21 protein-coding genes are annotated in these 24254 nt (G+C 67.4%); 13 read left to right on the plus strand and 8 right to left on the minus strand.

Translation table 11 applies throughout. The annotated features are described in order from the left end of the window. Window positions 1–155: 155 nt before the first annotated feature. From ASF31_RS01385 to ASF31_RS14800, 3 genes are read left to right on the plus strand one after another with little or no spacing between them, the layout of a single operon-like run. Window positions 156–476 carry a multidrug efflux SMR transporter gene (locus ASF31_RS01385; RefSeq protein ID WP_055752969.1) on the plus strand — a complete coding sequence of 107 codons (321 nt, stop codon included), beginning with the start codon at window positions 156–158 and terminating at the stop codon, window positions 474–476. 22 nt (window positions 477–498) lie between these two features. Next, window positions 499–1167: a glutathione S-transferase family protein gene (locus ASF31_RS01390; protein WP_055752970.1), complete on the plus strand. Its 669-nt coding sequence runs from the start codon at window positions 499–501 to the stop codon at window positions 1165–1167. 35 nt (window positions 1168–1202) lie between these two features. Beyond that, a complete protein-coding gene (locus ASF31_RS14800; protein ID WP_255353542.1) occupies window positions 1203–1334 on the plus strand; it encodes a hypothetical protein in 132 nt (43 codons plus the stop codon). A gap of 4 nt (window positions 1335–1338) precedes the next feature. Here ASF31_RS14800 and ASF31_RS01395 read toward each other — a convergent pair whose 3' ends face one another. Next, window positions 1339–3024, minus strand: coding sequence for a lytic transglycosylase domain-containing protein (locus ASF31_RS01395; protein WP_055752971.1), 1686 nt, complete (start codon window positions 3022–3024; stop codon window positions 1339–1341). A gap of 84 nt (window positions 3025–3108) precedes the next feature. Then, complete coding sequence (locus ASF31_RS01400; RefSeq protein WP_055752972.1) at window positions 3109–3921, minus strand: uracil-DNA glycosylase family protein; 813 nt, start codon at window positions 3919–3921, stop codon at window positions 3109–3111. Between the two features lie 195 nt (window positions 3922–4116). On the opposite strand from ASF31_RS01400, the gene ASF31_RS01405 reads away from it, so the two are divergent. The 6 genes from ASF31_RS01405 (at window position 4117) to glyS (ending at window position 12879) form a co-directional block, all read left to right on the plus strand. Beyond that, window positions 4117–5772 carry an electron transfer flavoprotein-ubiquinone oxidoreductase gene (locus ASF31_RS01405; protein ID WP_156355846.1) on the plus strand — a complete coding sequence of 552 codons (1656 nt, stop codon included), beginning with the start codon at window positions 4117–4119 and terminating at the stop codon, window positions 5770–5772. Window positions 5773–5836: 64 nt separating this feature from the next. Beyond that, complete coding sequence (locus ASF31_RS01410; protein ID WP_055752974.1) at window positions 5837–7714, plus strand: tetratricopeptide repeat protein; 1878 nt, start codon at window positions 5837–5839, stop codon at window positions 7712–7714. Between the two features lie 3 nt (window positions 7715–7717). After that, the gene (locus ASF31_RS01415; RefSeq protein WP_055752975.1) at window positions 7718–8596 is read left to right on the plus strand and encodes a 4-(cytidine 5'-diphospho)-2-C-methyl-D-erythritol kinase; all 879 of its coding nucleotides are present in this window, start codon (window positions 7718–7720) and stop codon (window positions 8594–8596) included. A 203-nt stretch (window positions 8597–8799) separates the two neighbouring features. Beyond that, complete coding sequence (locus ASF31_RS01420; protein WP_082464951.1) at window positions 8800–9696, plus strand: fasciclin domain-containing protein; 897 nt, start codon at window positions 8800–8802, stop codon at window positions 9694–9696. Between the two features lie 100 nt (window positions 9697–9796). Then, complete coding sequence (locus ASF31_RS01425; protein ID WP_055752977.1) at window positions 9797–10690, plus strand: glycine--tRNA ligase subunit alpha; 894 nt, start codon at window positions 9797–9799, stop codon at window positions 10688–10690. After that, window positions 10690–12879 carry a glycine--tRNA ligase subunit beta gene (glyS, locus tag ASF31_RS01430; RefSeq protein WP_055752978.1) on the plus strand — a complete coding sequence of 730 codons (2190 nt, stop codon included), beginning with the start codon at window positions 10690–10692 and terminating at the stop codon, window positions 12877–12879. Before ASF31_RS01425 ends, glyS begins: the two co-directional genes overlap by 1 nt. Before the next feature lie 129 nt (window positions 12880–13008). On the opposite strand, the gene ASF31_RS01435 is transcribed toward glyS, so the two are convergent. Next, window positions 13009–13362 carry an endonuclease domain-containing protein gene (locus tag ASF31_RS01435; RefSeq protein WP_055752979.1) on the minus strand — a complete coding sequence of 118 codons (354 nt, stop codon included), beginning with the start codon at window positions 13360–13362 and terminating at the stop codon, window positions 13009–13011. Window positions 13363–13558: 196 nt separating this feature from the next. Here ASF31_RS01435 and ppdK point away from each other — a divergent pair, with 196 nt between their 5' ends. After that, window positions 13559–16240, plus strand: coding sequence for a pyruvate, phosphate dikinase (gene ppdK / locus ASF31_RS01440; protein ID WP_156355816.1), 2682 nt, complete (start codon window positions 13559–13561; stop codon window positions 16238–16240). Between the two features lie 232 nt (window positions 16241–16472). Beyond that, complete coding sequence (locus tag ASF31_RS01445; protein WP_055752980.1) at window positions 16473–17000, plus strand: porin family protein; 528 nt, start codon at window positions 16473–16475, stop codon at window positions 16998–17000. A 72-nt stretch (window positions 17001–17072) separates the two neighbouring features. Here the strand turns inward: ASF31_RS01445 and ASF31_RS01450 are convergent, their stop codons facing one another. Continuing rightward, window positions 17073–17342, minus strand: a complete 270-nt coding sequence (locus ASF31_RS01450; RefSeq protein ID WP_017504786.1) for a hypothetical protein — start codon at window positions 17340–17342, stop codon at window positions 17073–17075. Window positions 17343–17478: 136 nt separating this feature from the next. On the opposite strand from ASF31_RS01450, the gene ASF31_RS01455 reads away from it, so the two are divergent. Both ASF31_RS01455 and ASF31_RS01460 read left to right on the plus strand, forming a co-directional pair. Next, window positions 17479–18684, plus strand: a complete 1206-nt coding sequence (locus ASF31_RS01455; RefSeq protein WP_055752981.1) for a M48 family metallopeptidase — start codon at window positions 17479–17481, stop codon at window positions 18682–18684. A gap of 41 nt (window positions 18685–18725) precedes the next feature. Next, window positions 18726–19187, plus strand: coding sequence for a DoxX family protein (locus tag ASF31_RS01460; protein ID WP_055752982.1), 462 nt, complete (start codon window positions 18726–18728; stop codon window positions 19185–19187). Between the two features lie 4 nt (window positions 19188–19191). On the opposite strand, the gene ASF31_RS01465 is transcribed toward ASF31_RS01460, so the two are convergent. The 4 genes from ASF31_RS01465 to ASF31_RS01480 all read right to left on the minus strand — a co-directional run bounded on the left by ASF31_RS01465 (window position 19192) and on the right by ASF31_RS01480 (window position 24238). After that, window positions 19192–20346: a beta-ketoacyl-ACP synthase III gene (locus tag ASF31_RS01465; RefSeq protein ID WP_055752983.1), complete on the minus strand. Its 1155-nt coding sequence runs from the start codon at window positions 20344–20346 to the stop codon at window positions 19192–19194. A 114-nt stretch (window positions 20347–20460) separates the two neighbouring features. Next, on the minus strand, window positions 20461–22515 hold the full coding sequence (locus ASF31_RS01470) for a capsular polysaccharide biosynthesis protein (protein ID WP_200918522.1): 2055 nt from the start codon (window positions 22513–22515) through the stop codon (window positions 20461–20463). Window positions 22516–22730: 215 nt separating this feature from the next. Then, the gene (locus tag ASF31_RS01475) at window positions 22731–23561 is read right to left on the minus strand and encodes a CoA ester lyase (protein WP_055752984.1); all 831 of its coding nucleotides are present in this window, start codon (window positions 23559–23561) and stop codon (window positions 22731–22733) included. Further along, entirely contained in the window at window positions 23561–24238 is a 678-nt protein-coding gene (locus ASF31_RS01480; protein ID WP_055753341.1) for an SDR family NAD(P)-dependent oxidoreductase, read from the minus strand. Before ASF31_RS01480 ends, ASF31_RS01475 begins: the two co-directional genes overlap by 1 nt. Window positions 24239–24254 lie beyond the last annotated feature (16 nt).

Below are 24254 nucleotides of genomic sequence, written 5' to 3' on the forward strand. Positions count from 1 at the left end.
TCGTGTCGGTCGTGGGGGGCGCGGAGTCAAGGTTTGCGGGACGGCGAGGTTGACTTTGCCGGCCGTTGTCCCAGATTCAGCGCGCTTTCAGGAGGACGACCTTCCCCACATGGGACCAACGCCGGGACGACCCGACGCCATGCAGGGAGAATGTCATGGCCTGGGTATTCCTTCTTTTCGCCGGCCTGCTCGAAGTCGTCTGGGCGTTTCTGATGAAGGCTTCCGCCGGCTTCACGCGACCGTGGCCGACCGTGGGGATGATCGTCTTCATGATCGGTTCGTTCGGTCTGCTGTCGCTGGCGATGAAGACCCTCCCGCTGGGCACGGCCTACGCCATCTGGACCGGCATTGGCGCGGTCGGCGCCTTTGTGGTCGGCGCGGTCTTTCTGGGCGAGCCGCTGACGCCGCTCAGGATCGCGGGCGTCGCCCTGGTCGCATCGGGCCTGGTTGTGCTGAAGCTGGCGGCGAGCCATTGATGGCGGCGACAGGAGACGCGTGATGGAACTGGTGATCGGCGACAAGGCCTATTCGACGTGGTCGCTGCGGCCGTGGCTGGTGCTGAAACATTGTGGCGCGGTCTTCGAGGAGATCGTCGTGCCGCTGAACCAGCCCGACACCGATCAGCGCATCCGCGAGCATTCGCCGTCCGGTCTCGTGCCGGTGCTGAAGGTCGAGGGCGAGGTGATCTGGGATTCGATGGCCATCGCCGTCTGGGCGGCAGAACGCTACCCGGAAGCCCGCCTCTGGCCGTCAGACGCCCATGCGCGCTGGCTGGCGCGGTCGGCGGCGTGCGAGATGCACGGCGGCTTCACCGCCTTGCGCACGGCCTGTTCGACAGGTCCAGATCACTGGATGGTCGGCCCCAGCCGGGCGCCCGCACCGAACCATCCGGGACTGGCCAGGGATCTGCGCCGCATCGTCGAACTATGGCGTAGCCTGCGTGAGCGGTTTGGCGCGGGCGGGCCGTATCTGTTCGGCGACTGGTCCGTGCCGGACGCCTTCTTCACGCCGGTCGCCGCCCGCATCCGCCATTTCCAGCTGGACCTTGCAGCGCACGGAGACGACGGCACGGCCCAGGCCTATGCCGAGACCTTGCTGGCCCATCCCCACTTCCGGGAGTGGGAAGCAGACGCGCTGGGCTTAACGCGCGACAACCATCCCGGCTGACGCAGCATTAAGCGGACGCTGTTATCTCTATGGGGATGACGAGCCCGATCTTGCCCAGCCCTCGGACCCAAGCCGCTGCGCGCGGCCTCAATCCGGTTGTGGCCTATGGGCTTGCGGCCCTGGTCGGGGCGGCGTTCTGGGCCAGCCTGCTGTTCGCGGTCTTCTAAAAGGTCAGCGCGCGCCGGCGATGGGCGTGGTCTCGGCGATCAGGACCGGCGCGGCCTGCAGTGGCGGGGCCACGTAATCCAGCGCCATCGGAACGGCGCGCGCGCCCGACGCGACGGCGTCCAGGGTCTTCAGCGGGCCGCCGAACAGCCGCTGATAGATCCAGTAGCTGGCCATGACCTTTTCGACGTAGTCGCGCGCCTGGGGCACGTCGATCGTCTCGATCAGCAGCAGGGGATCGGCGTCCGCGCCCAGCTTCCTGACAGCCGCCAGCATCGGCCCGGGACCGGCGTTGTAGGAGGCCACGGCCCGCAGGAGGTCGCCCTGGAAGGCCGGTAGGGCCAGCATCTTGTTGATGTAGGCCTGGCCCAGACGCATGTTGACCGCCGGGACCAGCAGCTTGGTCGGGTCCGAGACGAAGGTGCGATCGCCGGTCATCTCGGCCGCCGTCGTCGGCATGACCTGCATCAGCCCATAGGCGCCGACGCTGGAGCGGGCGTTCGGATTGAAGTCGGTTTCCTTGCGCGCCAGAGCGTAGACCAGCGCCCGCTCGATGACGAAGCCGCCTTCGGGCGCCAGGTCCGGCATCGGATAGCGGGTCGCATCGATCCGCGTAGCGTCGCCGCTGTTGACCGGCAGGATGGCGCGCGCCAGGGCGGTCCACATCTTGGCCGCATCGCCGACGGCGGTGCGCAGGCCGGACCGCAGCTCGGTCTCGGCATCAGCGTTGCGACCGACCTCATAGAAGGCGACGGTGCGTTTGGCGCGGGCGTCGGCCTGGACGAAGGCTTCCAGGGCGGTCGGTTCGACGGCGGCGCTCTGGGGCACATAGGCGGCGCGGCGCAGGCGGGGCTCGGCCTCGTAGGGGCGAGGCCCCATGTTCTCGATCGTCGGCTCTTCTCCGAGCTGACGCAGGGCGATCTGGCCATAGAAGGTGGCGGGCCACTGGGCCGACAGGCGCAGATAGTCGGTGACGCGATCCTGACGACCCGACTGGGCGGCGGCGCGCGCGGTCCAGAAGGCGGCGCCGGCGCGGACCCAGGCGTCCTCGGTCGGATCGTTGGCGACGCGTTCGAAGGCGGCGAAGGATTCATGGAACTGGCCCAGACGCCACTCCGCCAGTCCGACCGTCCACCAGTCGCCGATCTGACGCCCCAGGGCCGAGGCGCCGGTCAGGTCGTTGTTGTTGTAGGCGACGCGCGCCGCCTTGGCCGGATCGGTGACGCCGCCGTCGCCGGACACGGCGCTGACCAGACTGTTCCAGGTGCGGCCCAGCACGCCGCCAGGACGCACCGGCTCGGGCGCGCCGTCGGGGCGACGACGCAGCGCCAGCGTATAGACTCGGTCTGCGCACGGCAGATCCGAATAGGTCTCAAGCCAGGCCGTCAGCTCTTCGTAGGTGGCGACATGGTCGGGATGAAACAGGCTCTCGAACTCGACCTGACCCAGCAGCACGCGGTCCTGCGCCTGACGGGCCGCCATGCGGGCCGTCTCGATGTCGCCGCGGCGCAGGGCGTCAAAGGCAGTGGTGTAGGAGATTCTGTCGGCCGAGCTCAGCGCGGTGGGACGTCCGGAACCGGCACTGGCCTCGGCGGTTGACCCGTAGGGCGTCTCGGCGGTCGCGGCCGTCGTGGCGGCGCAGAACGCAAGGACAAGCGTCGACGCGAGGATCGCGCGGCGGAACAGAGACATAAGCGGCGGCCCCCTCGTTGGCGACGCGCGTCAGCTACGGGCGCGTGTATGGCGATCGGTCGTCAGCATGCGAACATGCCGCGATTAGCCTTGTTCTTCAACCGAGTCCGTTTCAAGGCGAACGGCCAGCGAAAGCAGGTCGCTCCAGACCTGTCGTTTCGCTTGTGGCTGACGCAGCAGAAAGGCGGGATGCAGGGTCGGCATGACGGGCGCCGACACCGCCCCTTCCAGCAGGCGCCATTCCTTCCAGTTGCCGCGCAGCTTCATGATGCCTTCCTCGGCGCCGAGCACCGACTTGGCCGAGGCTGCGCCCAGCAGCAGCACGGCCCTGGGCTTCAGCAGGGCGAAGGCGCGCTCGACGAAGGGTGCGCACACCGCCTGTTCCTGCGGGCTGGGGGTGCGGTTGCCGGGCGGGCGCCAGAAGACCGTGTTGGTGATGAACACCTTGTCGGTCAGGCCTGCCGCCGCCAGCATCCGGTCCAGCAACTGCCCGGCCTTGCCGACGAAGGGTTGCCCCGCCCGGTCCTCGTCCCCGCCGGGACCTTCGCCGACGATCAGAACCGAGGCGTTGGGGTTGCCGCGTCCGAACACCGATTGCGTCGCGCCCATGCCGCGCAGCGGACAGCCCTCGAACGCCGCGACCGCCGCCGCCAGATCTTGAAGCGTCGCGGCGCCGGCGGCCAGCCGCCGCGCTTCGGCGAGGGCGTCGTCGGCGTTGACGCCGGCCAGGGGCATGACGACCGAGGCCGTCGCCCTCTGCACCGCCTTGACGGCCGGCGGCGGGGCGACATGGGTGTGATCGACGGGCGCATCGCCATAACAGGCGTCGACCCCCGCATCCCGCCAGAAGGCGAGCAGGCTTTCGACTGCAGCGATGTCATGGGGTTGCGCGTTCATGTCTCGAACCACCGATAAGCCTTGACCGCCCTCGCGTCACCTTCCGATAAGCGGCATAACCACACAGATAACCGGGATTCAGGGGAAACCATGGCCGAAGACGCCATCGAAGGCGGTGCGGAAAACGCCCGTCAGGACGCCATCATCGACAATCTGCCGCCGCTGGAGGCGCTGAACGGCGTCGAGCGCGAGATCATGGAATATGATGTCGTGATCGTCGGCGGCGGGCCTGCGGGCCTGTCGGCGGCCATCCGCCTGAAGCAGCGCGCGGAAAAGGATGGCAAGGAAATCACCGTCGCGGTTCTGGAAAAGGCGGCCGAGGTCGGCGGTCATATCCTGTCGGGCGCGGTCATCGATCCCAAGGCGCTGAACGAGCTGTTCCCCGACTGGAAGGAACGCGGCGCGCCGCTGGAGACGCCGGTCACGAAGGACAAGTTCCTGCTGCTGGGCCCGCAGGGGTCGGCGTCGCTGCCCATGCCGCTGATGCCGCCCTTCATGCACAATCACGGCTGCTACATCGCCTCGTTGGGCAACGTCACGCGCTGGCTGGGCGAGCAGGCCGAGGAACTGGGCGTCGAGGTCTATCCCGGGATGGCCGCCAGCCACGTCGTCTGGGAAGAAGAGACGGGTCAGGTGAAGGGCGTCGTCGCCGGCGTCTTCGGCATCGACCGCGAGGGCAAGCCGACCGGCGATTTCCAGCCCGGCATTGAACTGCACGGCAAATATGTCTTCATCGCCGAGGGCGTGCGCGGCTCCCTGGCCAAGACCATCATCGCCAGGCACAAGCTTCAGGACGGCAAGTCGCCCCAGAAATACGGCATCGGCCTGAAAGAGTTGTGGCAAGTGCCGGCAGACAAGCACCAGCCCGGCCTGGCCCAGCACACGACCGGCTGGCCGCTGGACGAACACACCGGCGGCGGCAGCTTCCTGTATCACTTCGGCGATCGCTACGTGGCCGTCGGCTATGTGGTTCACCTGAACTACAAGAACCCGTTCCTGTCGCCGTTCGACGAGTTCCAGCGCTTCAAGCACCACCCCGAGATCGCTCAGCACCTGGAGGGCGGCACACGCATCTCCTACGGCGCGCGCGCCATCACCGAAGGCGGCCTGCAGTCGATCCCGAAGCTGAGCTTCCCCGGGGGCGTGCTGATCGGCTGTTCGGCCGGATTCGTGAACGTGCCCCGCATCAAGGGCAGCCACAACGCCATGAAGACCGGCATGCTGGCCGCCGACGCCGCTTACGAGGCCGTTCAGGCCGGGCGCGCGGGCGACGAACTGGTCGAATACCAGACCGCCTTCGAAAAGAGCTGGGTCTACAAGGAGCTGTCGGTCGTCCGGAACGCCAAGCCCCTGCTGTCCAAGTTCGGCACGACGCTGGGCGGGGCGCTGGGCATGTTCGACATGTGGTGCCGCACCCTCTTGGGCGGCCTGTCGCCGATCCCGACGCTGAAGCACGAAAAGACCGACGCCGCCTCGACCGGCCTGGCCGCCGACCACAAGGCGATCGCGTATCCCAAGCCGGACGGCAAGCTGTCGTTCGACAAGCTGTCTTCGGTGTTCATCTCCAACACCAACCACGCCGAGGACCAGCCGGCCCACCTGAAGCTGCTGGATCCGTCGATCCCGATCCGCGTCAACCTGCCCAAATACGGCGAGCCGGCGCGGCTTTACTGCCCGGCCGGCGTGTACGAGGTGGTCTATGGCGACGAGGCGGCCAAGGCCGATCCCCGCTTCGTCATCAACGCCCAGAACTGCGTTCACTGCAAAACCTGCGACATCAAGGATCCGTCGCAGAACATCGTCTGGACAACGCCCGAGGGCGGCGGCGGTCCCAACTATCCGAACATGTGACGGAACGGGGCAGGGGCGGCGTTCCGCCCTTGCCCGCCGCTGCAAAAGCGTGAAGGGTCCGGGCATGATCGCCTCCCGTTCTCGCCTGTTCGCCGCCTCCCTTACCGTCCTCGCCGTGGCGCTTGCCGGCCATGCCTCGGCTCAGGACACGACCCCGCCCGCCCCGACGCCGGACACCCATCCGCCGGCCGTCATCCTGGAGCCTGGTCAGACGGCGCCGGGCAAGGGCACACCAAGTCAGGCGCCGACCCAGGCCGCGCCCGATCCTCACATCATCATCACCGACACGCCCGCGACGCCGGCGATCCCGGCTGTCTGGGCGCCGATCCCGACGAACGCCGAGGGCCGCAGCGCCTATGGTCTGTACCTGGCGGGCAAGCTGGCCCTGATGCAGGGCGAGGGGGCGACCGGCTCGGACTATCTGGCCCAGGCGGAAAGGCTGACGCCGGAACAGCCGCGCGTGCGCGAACAGGCCTTTACCTCCGCCCTGCTGACCGGCGATTTGGATGTGGCGGCCGCCCTGGCCCCGACCGATGCGACCGCGTCTCCCGCGTTTGTGGAGGGTGGGCGGCTGGTGCGTCTGGTGCAGGACTTCGTGCGCGGCGACGCCAGGACGCCGAACGCCGAACTGGCCCGTCAGCCCATCGGCGCCCCGCACGCGCGCGCCGGTCTGCTGGTTGCGCCGTGGATCGCGGCGGCGGCGGGCGACTGGACCCGGGCGCTTCAGCCGGTCCCGACCGCCGGCGATCCCCTGACCCTGGCTTTCGCCCGCATCAATCGCGCCGCCCTGCTGGAAAAACGTCGCGACTATGCCGAGGCTGAGGTCGAGTTGAAGACCGCTTCCGAAGTCGCCGGCGTCGGCGCCCTGTTCAAACGCCCCTATGGCGAGTTTCTGGAACGGCGCGGTCGCCGCGACGACGCCGTCGCCCTGTATGAAGCCGCCATGGCGGTGCAACCCGTCGATCCGGGCGTGGCCCGCGCGCTGCAACGGCTGAAGGACGGAGGGCGCCCGCCCGCCTTGCCCGACTTCCGCGAAGGCGCCGCCCAAGGCCTGATCACCGCCGCCGCCCAGGCTTCGGCCGAGCGCGGCAATGAGTTCGCCGCCGTCTATCTGCGCCTCGCCCAGAACCTGCACGACGATGACGAGACGGAATATCAGCTGGCCCAGGTGCTTTCCCGCGCCGGGCTGAAATCCGCCGCCCGCAACGCCCTGTCGCGGGTCGGGACCGCCGATCCGCAGCTCTACGCCGCCGCCCGCGCTCAGCTGGCCGTGGCGCTGGAGGAAGACCGCCAGTCGCAGGACGCGCTCACCGAACTGCGCCGCGCCGCCGCCGCCAGCCCCGACGATCGCCAGATCGCCTTGGTCTTGGCCGGTCAGCTGATGCAGCTAAAACAGCATGACGAGGCGCTGACCCTGCTGGACGGGCCGCTTCTGAACACCGCTGATCAGGGCGCCAGCGTCCACTTCCTGCGCGGCGCTGCCTATGAGGCGCTGGGTCGTGTTCCCGAGGCCGAGGCCGAACTGTGGGCCGCGCTTCAGACCGCGCCGAACGACGCCGACATGCTGAACTACCTCGGCTATCTCTGGGTCGATAAGGGGCTGCGCGTCCAGGAAGGCGCCGAAATGATCGCCCGCGCTCATGCGCTGGAGCCCGACAACGGCAACATCCAGGATTCGCTGGGCTGGGCGCAGTTCAAACAGGGCCAGTACGAAACCGCCGTCAATACGCTGGAAGAGGCTGTCGACAAGGAACCGTCCAACGCCGAGATCAATGATCACCTCGGCGACGCCTATTGGAAGGTCGGCCGTCAACGCGAAGCCGTCTGGCTGTGGAATCGCGTCCTGGTGCTGGAGCCTGAACCCGAACGTCGGGCCGAGGTCGAACGCAAGATCGCCAATGGGCTGGACGGCGCGCCGAGCGCTCAGGGCGTCGCACAATAGGTCATGCCTGCCCTGACCGCCCTGGCGCCGGCCAAGATCAATCTGTTCCTACACGTCGGCGCGGTGGACGCTGACGGCTATCATCCGCTGTCCAGCCTGGTCGCCTTCGCCGATGTCGGGGATCGCGTGTCGGTCGAGCCGGCGGATCGCCTGTCGCTGACGGTCGACGGGCCCTTCGGCGGCGGGCTGGGCGCGACGGACGACAATCTGATCCTGCGCGCGCTGCGTCAGTTGGGCGAGGCCTGCGGCATTGGAGAGCCGAAACTGAAGGTCACGCTGGACAAACATCTGCCCATCGCGGCGGGGCTGGGGGGCGGATCGTCCGATGCGGGCGCGGCGCTGAAACTGGCGCGTGACGTCCTGGCGTTCGATCTCGACGACCACGCGCTTGAGGCGGTTGCGGGCTTCGTCGGCGCGGACGGACCGATGTGTCTGCGGATGCGCACGGCCTGGGCCGAGGGGAGGGGAGATGTGCTGATTGACGAACCCCGTCTGCCGCCGCTGCCGGCCGTTCTGTTCAATCCCGGCGTCCCATCGCCGACCGGCGCCGTCTATCGCGCCTATGATCAAGGGCCGGTGCAGGCCGCCGACAGACCCACGCCGCCCCAGGACTGGTCAATCGCCGCCGTCATCAAATGGCTGTCGGCCCAGCGCAACGATCTTGAAGCGCCTGCGCTGGCCCTGACGCCGGCGATCGGCGCGGCCCTCTCGGCGGTGGCGGCGACCGACCAGATCGCCCTGACGCGAATGTCCGGCTCAGGCGCGACGGTGTTCGGTTTGTATCCCAGCGACGATGCGGCCCGATCTGCTGCGCGCGCACTGTCCGCCGCACATCCCACGGCCTGGGTCAAAGCAACGCAGCTGTCCGTACAGCAACGCTAAAGCTTTGTGGCCGAATACCGGCGGTCAGGCTGCGAAACCGGCGATTTCGCCCAGGTCTCGCCCAGATCATCACAAACGTTACGCATTGTTTCGAAATCTCGGAACCAGATCACGGCGTTCTGATTTGAGTCGGCAGTTCCGATGTCTGGAACGGGTCGCCTTCTCCCTCGTGGCGATCCTCAAACAGGAAAAAGGAAATCGCCATGCTTCGTGCAAAATTGCTTGCCGCCACCGCCGTCGTCAGCCTGATGGCTGCCCCTGCTTTCGCCCAGGACATGACCGCCCCGGCGACCACGACGACGCCCGCCCCGGCGACCATGCCGCAAACCGATCCGGCCATGCCGGCCATGCCGCAGACGCCGGCTCCGACGGCTGAGGCCGCCGCGACCACGACCACGACTGTAGAAGCGACCACGCCTGTCGCCGGCGAAACCGTTGTCGACAAGCTGAAGGCCAGCGGTCAATTCACCACCCTGCTGGCCGCGCTGGACGCCGCCCAGCTGACCGACACCCTGGCCAGCCGTCCGGCCATCTCAATCTTCGCCCCGACCGACGCCGCCTTCGCCGCCGTGCCCGAGGCCGAGCGTACGCGTCTGATGGACCCGGCCAACGCCGCCGAACTGCGCCAGCTGCTGCTGTATCACGTCATCGTCGCCGACGTGACGCCCGACCAGATCATGGGCAAGAAGGGCGGCGTAGAGACGGCCGCCGAGAGCCAGGTTTTGCTGGACGGCACCGGTTCGGCCATCAAGGCTGACGGCGCGACCGTGGTCAGCGCAGAATTGGACGCCTCGAACGGCGCCATTTTCCCGATCGACAAGGTCCTGAACCCGGCGAATTCCATGGCCGCCATGGGCGATGAAGAGGCCGCCGCGCCCGCCGAAGCCGCCGCTCCGGCCGCTGAGGCGCCGCCGGCTGCTGAAGCGACGCCGGCCCCGACCGCGCCGAACGGCCAGCCCGCCGCGATGACGACCACCACGTCCTCGTCGCCGGTCGTCAACCCAACCGATGGTCAGGTCGACACCCCGGCCACTCCGCCGGTCGATGCGGCTGATCCCGCCGCCGACGGCGCGGCCGAAGCCAAGCCGACCCCGAACTGATCAGGGTCATCCACGCGCTCGCTCGGTAGCGTGTTGAAGCGGAAGGCGGCGGGCCCTATGGTCCGCCGTCTTTTTTGCAGCCCCTCCCCACGAGCCCGATTTGACCACCTCGACCGAGCCGCTCGCGTTTCAGGACCTGATCCTGACGCTTCACCGCTATTGGGGCGAGCAGGGCTGCGCCATTCTTCAGCCCTATGACATCGAGGTCGGGGCCGGCACGCTCCACCCCGCCACGGTCCTGCGCGCGCTCGGCCCCAAGCCTTGGAAGGCCGCCTATGTTCAACCGTCGCGCCGCCCCGGCGACGGCCGCTATGGCGAGAACCCCAACCGGCTCCAACACTATTATCAATACCAGGTCATCCTGAAGCCGAACCCGGACAATCTTCAGGAGCTCTACCTGGGGTCGCTGGCGGCCATCGGCATCGATCCGAAACTGCACGACATTCGCTTCGTGGAGGACGACTGGGAAAACCCGACCGTCGGCGCCTGGGGTCTGGGCTGGGAGGTCTGGTGCGACGGGATGGAGGTGACGCAGTTCACCTATTTCCAGGGCGTCGGCGGCATCGAGGTCGATGTGGTGTCGGGCGAGCTGACCTACGGGCTGGAGCGTCTGGCCATGTATGTGCAGGGCGTGGACAACGTCTATGATCTGAAGTTCACCAAGGAGGGCCTGACCTATGGCGAGGTCTTCCTGGAGAACGAGCGGCAGCAGTCGGAAGCCAACTTCCACGGCTATGACGTGGACGGGCTGAAACGCCGGTTCGAGGACATGGTGGGCGAGGTCCAGCGCCTGCTGGACATGCGCGGGCCGCAGGATCAGCCGCTGGTCCTGCCCGCCTACGATCAGGTTCTGAAGGCGAGCCACCTGTTCAACCTGATGGACGCCCGCGGCGCCATCGCCGTCGCCGAACGCCAGAGTTACATCGGCCGCATCCGCGAACTCTGCAAAGCCTGCGCCCTCGCCTACGTCGAACAAGAGCGGAAAACCGCCTGATGCCCCAACTTCTCCTCGAAATCTTCTCCGAAGAGATCCCCGCCCGGATGCAGCAGGGCGCCGCGCGCGACCTGGAGCGGATGGTTTCCGACCGTTTGAAGGCCGCCGGCCTGACGTGGGACGCGCTGACGACCTATGCCGGTCCGCGCCGCCTGACGCTGGTCATCGACGGCCTGCCCGCCGCCACGCCGGACCGCGAGGAAGAGGTCAAGGGCCCGCGCGCCTCGGCCCCCGAACAGGCGCTGGAAGGCTTCCTGCGCAAGACCGGCCTGACGCGCGATCAGCTAACCGAGCGCGACGGCGTCCTGTTCGCCGTCCTGTCGTCCAAGGGCCGCGCCACGACCGATCTGGTCGCCGAGACGGTGGATCAGGTCGTCCGCACCTTCCCCTGGCCGAAGTCGATGCGTTGGGGGTCCGGCACGCTGCGCTGGGTGCGTCCGATCAAGCGCATCCTGTGCCTCTTCGACGGCAAGGTGGTCCCGTTCGAGATCGACGGGATTCAGAGCGACGCGATCACCGAGGGCCACCGCTTCCTGGGTTCCGGCGAGCTGCTGCGCGTCAGCGACTTCGTCGATTACCGCACCCAACTGGAAAAGAACTTCGTCCTGCTGGACGTCGCCGATCGCAAGCTACGCATTCTGGAACAGGCCAAGGCCGCCTGCGCCGCGCGCGGCCTGGCCCTTGTCGATGACGACGGCCTGCTGGACGAGGTGGCGGGCCTGGCGGAATGGCCGACCCCGATCCTGGGCGACATGGACCCGCAGTTCCTGGCCCTGCCGCCGGAAGTCGTGCGTCTGTCGATGAAGGTCCACCAGAAGTATTTCGCCGTCCGCGATCCGTCCAAGGATGGCCTGGCTCCCAACTTCCTGGTCGTCGCCAATGTCGAGGCGACCGACGGCGGCAAGGCCCTGGCCGCCGGCAACAGCCGCGTCCTGTCCGCCCGCCTGAACGACGCCCGCTTCTTCTGGGACGAGGATCAAAAGGTCGGCTTCGACGCCTGGAACGCCAAACTGTCCGGCGTCACCTTCCACGCCAAACTGGGCACTCTGGCCGAGCGCGTCGAACGCATCGCGGCGCTGGCCCGCGAGATCGCCCCCCTGGTCGGCGCCGATCCGCAGGAAGCGGAGACCGCCGCAAAACTGTCCAAGGCCGACCTGCTGTCGGGCATGGTCAGCGAATTCCCGGAACTGCAGGGGATCATGGGCGGCTACTACGCCCGTCTCGCCGGTCATTCCGACGCCGTCGCCGACGCGGTCCGCGACCATTACAAGCCCCAAGGCCCCGCCGACACAGTCCCGACCGCACCCGTCACGGTCGCCGTCGCCCTGGCCGACAAGCTGGACACCCTGGTCGGCTTCTTCGCCATCGACGAGAAGCCCACTGGGTCGAAGGACCCCTTCGCGCTGCGGCGAGCGGCGCTGGGGGTGATCCGGCTAGTGCTCGAGAATGGGGTGCGCGTCAGACTACTTCCTCACTTTACCTACGGAGCATTCGTCTTCCGGCTGGGAGGCGATGGGGCATTTGAGCGAGCGGCAAAGGCTGTGCACCAGTTCCGGCAAGAAATGGGACTCCCCGAAATTCCAGTCGATAAGATCGACCTACCTTTCAATCAAGACGATTTCGAAAAGCATTCTTCCGATGCGAAGCTTGCGGCAGAGGTCGATGCTGGGGCGTTGCTTGCCTTCTTCGCAGACCGCCTGACCGTCCTCCTCCGCGATCAAGGCCTGCGCCACGACCTCGTCGCCGCCGTCTTCGCTCTGGGCGACGATGACCTCGTCCGCATCGTGCGTCGGGTGGAGGCGCTGGCCGCCTTCCTCGCCACGGACGACGGGGCCAATTTGCTGGCCGGCTTTAAGCGCGCCTCCAACATCCTGCGCGCCGAGGAGAAGAAGGGCCCCCTGCCCACCGGCATGGTCCAGACCGGCCTGCCGAACCAGCCCGAGGCCGAGACCACCCTGGCCTTCGCCGTCGGTGCCGCCCGCACCGCCGTCGAGGCCGCGCTGGAGACCGAGGACTTCGCCGCCGCAATGACGGCCCTGGCGCGCCTGCGCGCGCCCGTGGACCGCTTCTTCGACGACGTTCTGGTCAACTCCGACATCCCCGCCGAACGCGAGAACCGCCTGAAACTGCTGGGCCAGGTCCGCGACGTGATGGGCCAGGTCGCGGACTTCGGTCAGATCGCGGGGTAGGACAGAACCCCTCCGTCTCTCCGCTGCGCTCCGAGCCACCTACCCATGGAATGGGGAGGAGACGGGACTTCGCCGCATCGTCTCCTCCCCACCTGTGGGGAGGGGGACCGCGTAGCGGTGGAGGGGCTCTTAGCCTCGGATTCGATCTCTCGCCCTGTCGGCGATGAAATCGAGCACGTCACCCAGGTCCACCCGCACCTGCTCAGCCGAGACGCGAATGACCGTAATGCCCTGAGCCGCAAGCCAGCGTGTGCGCTGGGCGTCGTGTTCGCCTCGGCCTTCATGGCTTTCGCCATCCACCTCGACGGCCAGCATTGCCTCGGCGCAATAGAAGTCGAGCTCATAGACGCCCGCCGGATGCTGACGGCGGAATTTCAGCCCATCCAGCGCGCGGCGGCGCAGGTGGACCCACAGTCGGGCTTCGGGCGGGGTCAGGGCGCGCCGCAGGATGCGGGCGCGCGAGACGGAGCTTTCGTGCGTCAAGAACCCCTCCGTCTCTACGCTGCGCTGCGAGCCACCTTCCCATGAAATGGGGAGGAGACGGGGGCGTCAAGGAAACCGCACACCCGCTCACGCATTGTTACATCCGCAATGGTCAAGGCCGCTCTCACGCGCTAGATCATGCTGCATGTGCGAGCGGGGCCAACCCGCCGGACGATCCGAAAAGCTCAGGGACTGCATGATGACTCAGTGGGTGTACGGCTTCGGCGGAGGCTCCGCCGACGGCGACGCGTCGATGAAGAACCTTCTCGGCGGCAAGGGCGCCAATCTGGCGGAAATGTCGTCGCTGGGTCTGCCGGTTCCTCCGGGCTTCACCGTCACCACCGAGGTTTGCACCCACTATTACGCCAACAACGAGACCTATCCGGCCGATCTGGACGCTCAGGTCCAGGCCGCCCTGGCCAAGGTCGAGGGCGTGGTCGGCAAGACGTTCGGCGATGTCGAAAACCCGCTGCTGGTCTCGGTGCGGTCCGGCGCGCGTGCGTCGATGCCGGGCATGATGGACACGGTGCTGAACCTGGGCCTGAACGACCAGACGGTCGAGGGTCTGGCCAAGCTGTCGGGCGACCGTCGCTTCGCCTTCGACAGCTATCGCCGCTTCATCACCATGTATTCCAACGTCGTGCTGGGCCTCAGCCACGACGATTTCGAAGAGGTGCTGGACCAGCACAAGGATCGCCTGGGCGTCACGGTCGACACCGACCTGACCGCTGCCGACTGGGAGAAGGTGGTCGCCGACTACAAGGCCGTGGTCGAGCGCGAACTGGGTCACGCCTTCCCGCAGGATCCCAAGGACCAGCTGTGGGGCGCCGTGGGCGCCGTGTTCGAAAGCTGGATGAACGACCGGGCGAAATTCTATCGCCGTATGCACGACATCCCCGAAAGCTGGGGCACTGCCGTCAACGTCCAGTCGATGGTGTTCGGCAATATGGGCGAGACGTCGGCGACCGGCGTGGCCTTCACCCGCAACCCCTCGACCGGCGAGGCGCGCCTGTACGGCGAGTTCCTGATCAACGCCCAGGGCGAGGACGTGGTCGCGGGCATCCGCACGCCGCAGTCCCTGACCAAGATCGGCCGCGAGGAGATGGGCGAGACCGCCCCCTCGATGGAAGAGGCCATGCCTGAGGTGTTCGCCCAGTTCGTCGACGTCGTCGGCAAGCTGGAAAGCCACTACCGCGACATGCAGGACATCGAGTTCACGGTCGAGCAGGGCCGTCTGTGGATGCTGCAGACCCGCAACGGCAAGCGCACCGCCAAGTCGGCGCTGAAGGTCGCCGTGGACCTCGCCGCCGAGGGCGTGATCTCTCAGGAAGAGGCCATCAGCCGGGTCGAGCCGTCGGCGTTGGACCAGCTGCTGCACCCGACGCTGGACCCCGATGCGGCGCGCACCGTGGTCGCCGCCGGCCTGCCGGCCTCGCCCGGCGCCGCGACCGGCAAGATCGTCTTCGACGCCGACGAGGCCGAGCGCATGTCGGGTCTGGGCGAAGCGGTCATCCTGGTGCGCGAAGAGACCAGTCCCGAAGACATCCACGGCATGCATGCGGCGCGCGGCATCGTCACCGCCCGCGGCGGCATGACCAGCCACGCCGCCGTCGTGGCGCGCGGCATGGGGCGGGCCTGCGTCTCCGGCGCCGGCGAGATCCATATCGACGAGGCCAAGGGCACATTCACCGCGCGCGGGCGCACCTTCAAGGCCGGCGAGGTCATCACCATCGACGGCTCCAAGGGCGAGGTGCTGGACGGCGCCGTGCCGATGATCGAGCCGGAACTGACCGGCGACTTCCAGACCCTGATGGGCTGGGCCGACAAGGTGCGCCGCCTGAAGGTGCGCGCCAACGCCGAGACCCCGCTGGACGCCAAGACCGCGCGTGGCTTCGGCGCCGAGGGCATCGGCCTGTGCCGGACCGAGCACATGTTCTTCGACGACACCCGGATCGCCGCCGTGCGCGAGATGATCCTGGCCGACGACGAGGCCGGACGCCGCACGGCCTTGGCCAAGATCGCGCCGTTCCAGAAGTCGGACTTCGTCGAGCTGTTCGAGATCATGGCCGGCCTGCCGGTGACGGTGCGCCTGCTGGACCCGCCGCTGCACGAGTTCATTCCCCATACCGAGGAAGACATCGACGCCCTGGCCGCCTCGTCCGGTATCGACGCCGACAAGCTGAAGCGGCGCGCCAAGGAGCTGCACGAGACCAACCCCATGCTGGGCCACCGCGGCTGTCGCCTGGGCGTGGCCTATCCCGAGATCTACGAGATGCAGGTCCGCGCCATCATCGAGGCGGCGCTGGAGGTCAAACAGAAGTCGGGCGCCGCGCCCCTGCCGGAGATCATGCACCCGCTGGTCGCCCTGGGTCTGGAGATGAAGTTCCTGCGCGAACTGACCGACCGCACCGCCAAGGCCGTGTTCGAGGAAACGGGCCAGAGCATCGACTATCTGGTCGGCACGATGATCGAACTGCCGCGCGCCGCCATCCGGGCGGGCGACCTGGCCGAATACGCCCAGTTCTTCAGCTTCGGCACCAACGATCTGACCCAGACGACGTTCGGCATTTCGCGCGACGATTCCGGTCGGTTCCTGCAAGCCTATCTGGACAAGGGCATCTTCGAGACTGATCCCTTCGTGCGTTTGGACCAAGACGGCGTCGGCGGCCTGATCGAGATCGCCGCCGAGCGCGGGCGAAAGGTCCGGCCCGAGGTCAAGTTGGGCATCTGCGGCGAACATGGCGGCGACCCGTCGTCGATCGCCTTCTGCGAACAGGCCGGGCTGGATTACGTCTCCTGCTCGCCCTACCGCGTGCCGATCGCCCGTCTGGCGGCGGCCCAGGCCGCGCTGAACGTGGAGCGCGAGAAGGACCGCTAGACCTTCTCAGCAAGACGAACCGAAGAAGGGCGGTCTCGGTCGAGGCCGCCCTTTTTGCTGCGGCGCCACAAAGTCGCCGATCTTGATGGAACGCTGTATGTGTCCCGACGTCCACAGGCATTCGTCGTGTTTTCGCGCCTCTGGAACAGATGACGCTGTGGCCTATTTAAGCACTCGCTGGATGGGGCTGATGATCGGCTTGGTCATCACATCTAGGAGTTAATAAGAAACAATGCGTAACATTCTTCTCGCCGCTGTCGCCGTTTCCGCAATCGCCGCTCCGGCTTTTGCTCAAACCAATCCTGAGCCGCGTGGTTACGGCTCGCTGGGCTACACCCATCTTGAAGGCGACAATGCAACGACGGGCGCCGTCACGGGTCGTCTGGGCGTCAACCTCAACCGTTACTTGGCCGTCGAAACCGAAGCCTCGGTCGGCGTCAAGGACGACGACTTCACCGTCGCCGGCGTCGATGGCTCGATCAAACATGAGTGGGACGCCGCCGGTTACGTGGTCGGCAAGGTGCCGGTCTCTGACAAGCTGGAACTGTTTGCGCGTGGCGGCTACGGCCACACCGAGCTGAAACAGGAGTTCCCGGGCGCCAACACCGACGTGGGCGGCGACAGCTGGAACTACGGCGCGGGCGCCAACTACTACCTGGACGGCGTCAATGGCGTGCGCGCCGACTGGACCCGTCGCGACTACCGCGACAACGGTGGTGAAGCCGACGCCTATTCGGTCAGCTACATCCGTCGCTTCTGATCGGATCGATCAGTCCTAACGACGAAGGCGCGCTCCGCAAGGAGCGCGCCTTTTTCGTTCAGGACAGTGAAATCAGCCGAAGTCGCCGGCCAGGGCCCAACGCTGCGAGCCTTCGCCGAACGGGCGGACGAACCAGTCGCGATAGTATTCAAAGGTCTCGATGATCTTTTGTCGAAGATCGGGCGGGTTGACCGCCTCGCCGCGTTGGCGCTTCATCGCCGCCACGCAATCGACCACCATGTTCTGATGCGCCGAACCACCCATGCTCTTCAACACGGTGGCGATATCATGAGCCAAGCTTTCCAGGACCTGCTTGGGCGTCTTGTGAGCCATCTGGGACATCCCCTGTTCTCGACAGGAGAATGCGTGACAAAAAGTCGTGAAAGATTCAAGCGTGGCCGGGCGAGAATCATCATGGATGCGAATTAACCTGACATAACGCGGGTCGCGCGGTTTGGTTCTCTTAAGGGAGAAAACCATGACGAATTTCGATCCGGCGGCCGCGACAGCCCAGTGGCTGGCGACCTTGTCGCCCCAGGAAACGGCCCGGGCCATCGCCTATACCCACGGTTCGCATTGGCTGATCCTGTGGAGCTTCCTGGTCTCGGCCCTGGTCGCTTGGATCATCGTGCGTACCGGCCTGCTGGTCGCGATCCGCAGCCGGATCGAACGTCGCCGCCGTCGGCCGATCCTGGCCAGTTTCGCCGTCGCCCTGATCTATTCGGCCATGAGTTGGGCGCTGACCCTGCCGTGGGCGATCTATCAGGGCTGGTGGCGAGAGAAACAGTATGGACTGACCAGCCAGGCCCTGGGCGGCTGGCTGGGCGAGGCTGTGATCGGCGCAGCGATTTCGGTCGTGGCGACCTCGCTGCTGCTCGTGGCGATCTATGCCCTGATCCGGCGCGCGCGTCGGTTCTGGTGGGCCTGGGCGGCCGGCGTGACGGCGGCCTTCATCGTCATCGGCCTGGTGCTCGCGCCGCTTTTGATCGAGCCGATCTTCAACACCTATACGCCCGCGCCGAACGGGCCTGTGCGCGACGCCGTCGTGACCCTGGCCAAACAGACCGGCACGCCGTCGGACAAGATTTTCATCTACAACGGCTCCAAACAGTCCGACCGCTACACCGCCAATGTCTCGGGCCTGTTCGGCACGGCGCGGGTGGCGATGAGCGACACCATGTTCAAACAGGGCGCGGATCTGGCCGAGGTGCGGGGCGTGGTCGGCCACGAGATGGGCCACTACGTCCGGGCGCACATTCTCTGGACCGTCGGCATTCTGGTCCTCCTGTCGGTGCTGGCCTTCTGGCTGACCGACCGGCTGTATCCGGTGGCGCATCGTCTGCTGAGGGCGGATCGCGTGGGCGACATCTCCGACCCTGCGGGCCTGCCGGTCCTGGCCTTGGTGCTGGCTTTCCTGGGCGTGCTTGGCACCCCGGTCTTCGCCACCATGACCCGCACGATGGAGGAGGACGCCGACCACTTTTCGCTGGTTCACGCCAATGCGCCGGACGGTCTGTCCAAAGCCCTGATCAAGACCGCCGAATACCGCGCCCCGTCGCCGTCGGCGATCGAGGAGTTCTTGTTCTACGATCACCCCAGCGTGGAGAACCGCATCCGCCGCGCCATGGAATGGAAGGCGACGCATCCCGCCCAAGCCTCGGCAGAGCAACCGACGCGGCCCTAGGGCATTGAAGGCTTCGCCATTCCAAGCGGAGCCTTCGCCCCATGATCGACCTCTATCGCGGCCTCGGCCTGGGCGTTCCGGCCCTGATGGACATCGCGCCCCTGATCGCGCGGGTCGTGGTCGGGGGAATGTTCTTCCTGTCCGGCTTCTACAAGCTGTTCACCCCGGCCCAGGCCGAGAAGATGCAGAAGACGATGGTCGAGGCCGGCATCGCCGCCCCGCGCCAGACCGCCAAGTTCGTCTCGGTATGCGAGTTCGCCTTCGGCGCCCTGCTGATCATGGGCCTGTTCACCAGCCTGGCGGCCCTGGTGCTGCTGATCATCAGCCTGGTCGCCCTGGTGACCGTGGCGTCAAAGTCGGTGGAGGGGACCAGCCTCGGCTATCGCCTCTCCAGCTATTTCGACTTGCCCGAGACCCTGCTGATGGTCATCCTGATCTGGCTGATCGCCAATGGACCGGGGCTGTGGAGCCTGGACTTCGTCCTGTTCCTGCCCCGGCTTTAGGGCTTCAGGCGGCGCGCTTCCTGACGAAGACCGTCCCGGCCGAATAGCCGGCGCCGAAGCTGCAGATCAGGCCCACGTCGCCCGCCTCGAATCCGTCGTTGTGCAGATGGAAGGCGATGATCGAGCCGGCCGAGGAGGTGTTGGCGTAGTCGTCCAGGATGATGACGTTTTCGTCCGCCGAGGGCTCGCGACCCAGCACCTTCTTGCCGATCATCGTGTTCATGTTGATGTTGGCCTGGTGCAGCCACAGGCGCTTCAGGTTGTGCGGATCCAGGCCCAGTTCGCCGGCGTGATCCACGATCATGTCCGACACCATCGGCACCACGTCGCGGAAGACCTTGCGGCCCTGCTGGATGAACAGCTTGTCGTTCTGGACGCTGTCGTCGGCCTCGGGGCTGTCCAGATGCGCGGTGTCGCGCGCATTGCGGTTCAGGAAGCCGAAGTTGTTGCGGATATTGTTCGAGAAGGTGGTCTTCAGACGCGTGCCCAGCACATCCCAGCCGCCCGGTCCCGCCGTGTCCGACGACTCCACGATCACCGCGGTGGCCACGTCGCCGAAGATGAAATGGCTGTCGCGATCGGTGAAGTTCAGGTGGGCCGAACAGACCTCAGGATTGACCATCAGCACCGCCTTGACCGAGCCGCCGGCGATGAAGTCCGCCGCCGTCTTGATGCCGAAGGTCGCCGAGCTGCACGCCACATTCATGTCGAAGGCGAAGCCCTCGATGCCCAGCGCCTGCTGCACTTCGATGGCCATGGCCGGATAGGCGCGCTGCATGTTCGACGCGGCGCACAGGACGGCGCCGATCTCGCTGACCGGCTTGCCCCAGGCCTCAATCGCCTGACGCGCCGCCTTGACCGCCATCTCGGCCAGGATCGAAATTTCGTCATTGGAGCGCTCAGCCAGGTTTGGCGCCATCCGCTCGGGGTCGATGATTCCGGCCTTGTCCAACACGAACCGGCTCTTGATGCCCGACGCCTTCTCGATGAATTCGGGCGAGGAGTGCGACTTCGCCTCCAGCTCGCCGGCCTCGATCTGGGCGGCGTGGCGGGCGTTCCAGCCGTCGGCCCAGGCGTTGTAGCTGTCGACCAGTTCGGCGTTCGAGACCGACTGTTCGGGGGTGAAGAGGCCGGTGGCGGCGATCACTGCATTCGACACTTTTTTGTTCCTATCGCTCGACGCGCGGCGTCTCGCTGCTTGAGGAGTGTGTTCCTACCGCTCGGCCCGCGGGACCTTGCTGCTTGAGGACAGTCCGTTTCCTATCAGAACGCGTCAATAGGACGGCGGCGGCTTGCGGTCGAGACTGGCGATGACGCCGGCGGCCCAGCGCTGGACCTGGCCGCGCGGCGCCTTGGGGGTCGGCTGGTCGCGCGCGGCGATCAGCCGGTCCACCAGATCCTCGGCCTCGCAGGGCCAGCCCTCGGGCGTGACATAGAGGGGATAGGCGATCAGGGCGGCGTGGACCAGGTGATCGACGCCGGCGCGGCGGCTGCGGCGCTCGAACGTCAGCCGGTCGTCGGTCAGCCCCCATCCGGCATAGAAGGGCCGGCCATAGACCGACACCGCCTTGCCCCGCATCAGGCCCTCGAACCCGGTCAGGGAGGTCAGGGTCGCCACCCGCCGACAGGCGTTCAGACAGTCGACGATATCCAGCCCGTCGCCCACCGCATCGACCGAGGCCATGGCCCCGGCGTCCAGTCGCCCGGGCCGGTTGCCCGCCAGCACGTCGGGGTGATTGCGATAGACCAGAAAGGCGTCCGGATGGTCGCGCCGCGCCGCCTCCACCAGGGCCGAGTTGGTGTTCAGATCCGGCGCACAGCCCAGCAGGATCGACTTGTCGTTCTCGACCTGACCAACGACCAGCAGGATGTTGCGATCAACGGGCCAGTCCGTCGGCGCCTGGCCCCTCAGATTGTATTTCGACAGGCCGGCATCGACCACGCGCGTCCGCAGGGCGGCGGCCCGCGCTAGCTGAACCGGAGCCAGGTCCGAGGTCTCGATCAGGGTTTCCAGCCGAGAGGGCCGCGACGGATCGTAATAGACGCCCTGATCGTCCAGGGCGACCGACAGGGCGCCGACGAAATCGGAACCCAGACCCCGCGAACGGATGAAGCCGTCTTCCATCCGCACGGTCGGGCCGTCAAATGCAGCCGCCGCCTGACGCGTCGCCTCGCTCTCCTTGCCCGCCCACCAGATCAGCCGCCCGTCGGTCGCCTTGGCGTGGGCGGCGGCGCGCGACGGCGACATGAAATAGCGCATCGACGCCTTGGGCGAATTCAGCAGGCGGCGCACCGGCGGCCGCTTGGCGGGCGCGAACCCCACCGCCGACCACGAACCCGCCAGTCGGTCGGCCCGGTCGCGCAGGGCGATCAACCGCTCCAGCGCCTGTTCGGCCTCGCATCGCTCGCCCGTTATCGGATCGACATAGCGGCTGTAGGCGATCAGGGCGGCGGCGGCGACCTGTTCGATCGAGCGGGCGACGCCGCGCCGTCCGGTCTGGACCGCATCGGTCGTCAGGCCCCAGCCGGAATAGAAGGGCGCACCGAAACACCGCACCGGCAGCCCTCGCAACAGAGCCTCGAACCCCAGGGCAGAGGTGACGCAATAGACCGCATCCACCGCCGCCAGAAGATCGGCGGGCCGCACGTCCGTATCGACCAGGGTGACGCCTTCTAGGTCGGTCACGCAGCCGCGCTTCTTGCCCGCCGCCACGGCTGGGTGGCGTTTCACGATCAACTGGGCGTCCGGCGCGTCGCGGCGGGCGGCGGCGATCATCTCGTCAAAGCTCTGGGCCGTCGCGAGGCCACAGGCGATTGAGGCGTCGCCGAACGTCTGGTCCACGATCAGCACGCGCCGGCCGGGCTTCAGCAGGCCGGGATCCAGCGGCCCGCCCATATTGGTCTTGGACACGCCCGACGCCACGATCCGGTCTATCAGTCCGCGCGCCCGCGCGATCATGGCCGCGTCGCACCAGTCGTCGGCCGTCTGGATCAGATGCTCCAGCCGGCTGGGCCGCGTCGCATCGTAATAGACGCCTACATCATCGACGATCAGGCTGAGACTCGTCGCCCCCGCCTCGCCGATCCCGACCGAGCGCAGGAATCCGTCCTCCAGCGCCACATAGGGCCGCCCGTTCTTTTGCGCCCACCGCCGCCCCGCCGCCGCCGTCGGCTTCATCCCCCAGCCCAGCACCGCCTGCACGTCCTCGCCCGGCAGGCGACGCAGGTCGTAGTCGGCCAGAAACACGTCGAGAAACGCGACCTTCAGGACGCCGGGCGCACAGACCCAGGCCGGGATTTTCGAAGGCGTGTCGGAGGGTAGGGGCAAGACGGGTCCGCTGAGGTTCGACGCGAGGTTTAGGGCGGTTGCGTAAAGGCGGCTAGGGTTCGCACCCGTCTCCTCCCCATTTCATGGAGAGGTGGCTCGAAGCGCAGCGGAGAGACGGAGGGGTTCTGCACCGCATCACGGGGGCCTGCGGGACTTCCAGAGCCCCTCCACCGCTTCGCGGTCCCCCTCCCCACGAGTGGGGAGGAGACAGCCGGTCAGCCCGCCCGGGCCAGCAAGGCCTTCGCCTGCTCCAGATGCAGCCGTTCGACCATCGCCCCGTTCACGCGGATCGCGCCCCGCCCGTCGGCGTCTGGCCCGTCGAAGGCGGCGACGATCGCCCGTGCATCGGCGATCTCGGCTTCGGAGGGCGAGAAGGCGGCGTTGGCGGCCGCGATCTGCGACGGGTGGATCAGGCTCTTGCCGTTGAACCCATACAATCGCCCCTGCAATGCCTCGACCGCCAGGCCTTCGGCATCGTCGATCCGGTTGAACACCCCGTCGATGGCCAGCAAGCCATTGGCCCGCGCGGCGGCGACCAGCATCGCCAGCCACGGCTTGAACGGCTCGCGATCCGGCGACGCCCCGGTCCCCAGCGCCTTGGCCAGGTCGTTGACCCCCAGCATCAGCCCGTCCAGCGCCCCGTCCGCCGTTGCGATGTCGGCCAGGGCCAGCAGGGCGCGCGGCGTCTCGATCATGGCCCACAGGGCGCAGCCCTCGGCCAGGCCGGCGGACAGGGCGTGCACGGCTTGCGGCGTCTCCACCTTGGGTGCGACGACCAGCGTGGCCCCCGCCGCCTTCATCGCCGCCAGATCGTCCGGCCCCCAGTCGGTGTCCAGCCCATTGATCCGAACGCCCAGGCGCGGCCCGAACCCGCCGCCGCGAACCGCCGCGACGGCGGCTTCGCGGGCGTCAGCCTTGGCCTCGGGCGCCACAGCATCTTCCAGGTCCAGCACGGCGACATCGCAATCCAGCGTCCGCGCCTTCTCGATCGCCCGTGCATTGGAGGCGGGCAGATAAAGGACGCTGCGGACCCGGTCGCTGCGCATCAAACGCGGCCCGTAACGGGCACCAGGGAGCCGGTCATGGCCCGGCTCTCGGGCGAGGCCAGGAACAGGATTATCGCGGCCAGATCGGCCGGCGCGACCCAGGCCGCCGGGTCGGCGTCGGGCATGTCCTGACGATTCGTCGGCGTGTCGATGATCGACGGCAGGACGGCGTTGACGGTGACGGATGTCGTCTTCAGCTCCTCGGCCAGCGCCTGGGTCAGGGCGTGGACCCCGGCCTTGGCCGCCCCATAGGCCCCCATGCCGGCCCCGGCCTTCAGCGCGGCGGCCGAGCCGACATTGACGATCCGACCCTCGGGCGAGGCCTTCAACGCATCCAGCGCCGCGCGGCTGGCGTTGACGGCGGTGGTGACGTTCAGCGCATGCATCCGGTCCCACGCCGGTTCCGCATCGTCGGTCGTCTGCCAGACGAAGCCGCCGGCGATGTTCAGCAGGGCGTCCAGCCGCCCGAACCGCGCGATCACGGCGTCGACGGCCTTTTGCGCCTGGCCGGCGTCCGTCAGATCCACCCCGCCGACCTCCAGCATGCCGTCGGGCACGGCATGGCCCGAGGCATGGTCGATGACCGCGACCTGCCAACCGGCTTTCAGCGCCGCCTCCAGCACCGCCCGGCCCAGGACGCCGTGTCCGCCCGTGATTGCGACTGTCCGCTGCATCATCCGATCCTCCATGTCG

The organism is Brevundimonas sp. Leaf280 (genome assembly GCF_001422455.1).
Classification (GTDB): Bacteria; Pseudomonadota; Alphaproteobacteria; order Caulobacterales; family Caulobacteraceae; genus Brevundimonas.